Below are 635 nucleotides of genomic sequence, written 5' to 3'. Positions count from 1 at the left end.
GTCAGACGCGCGCAAAAACGGCGATCTGGTCGGCATGTATCAGGACTATGGCATGTACGAGCCGGAAGCGTGGAACGCGTGGATTGCCGACTGTCGGCGTCAATATGATGCAATCAAAACTCGCAACCAATCGATCAAAAATTGACAATGAACACAAATACCCCTGTTTCGATTCTCAATCAGTACAAAGCAGAAGCCGGCCGTATTGCTGATTCCATTATCGGGCCGCAAACTATCAGCGGTTCGCACTCGCTGAGTGCTGCACGCGGCGCACTGCGCGTTCTCAAAAGCAAGCGGGGCAAGGGCGCACATGCGGCACTGCTCGGGGGTTTGGTTGTGGGCGCGTTGGTCGAGCGCGGGCACGCGGACAAGGCAGAAGCCCTGACCATTGAACTGAGCCGACAGGCGGCCATCGCCAAATAAAGGGTGTATATGAACCTGACCGGAATTCACGCCGAATATTGGCTACAACGTAAGGCACCCATTCCGGGCTGGGCGGCCGGATTCATGCCGCGCGCCCGTGTTGATATCGATGCGTGCGTGAATCAGCACGCGGAACCGAAACCGCGACGCGCGGACGGCGTGCACGCGTGTGATAACCTGTTGGCTATCATCCGTTCGCACCGAAAGCATAT

General features: G+C 57.0%; 2 protein-coding genes. Both read left to right on the top strand.

Annotated features, from left to right (window positions below; all coding sequences use genetic code 11):
- The first annotated feature begins 141 nt into the window (after window positions 1-141).
- Entirely contained in the window at window positions 142-423 is a 282-nt protein-coding gene (locus AC1RPR_RS07990) for a hypothetical protein (protein WP_481763433.1), read from the top strand.
- 9 nt (window positions 424-432) lie between these two features.
- A partial coding sequence (locus AC1RPR_RS07985) for a hypothetical protein (RefSeq protein ID WP_481763432.1) occupies window positions 433-635 on the top strand: 203 nt, incomplete at its 3' end.

The sequence above is a fragment of the Dellaglioa sp. CoH-57-MRSF-22 genome (assembly GCF_056781895.1).
The sequence above is the reverse complement of the archived record's forward strand: the minus strand, read 5'-3'. Positions and strand labels throughout refer to the sequence as shown.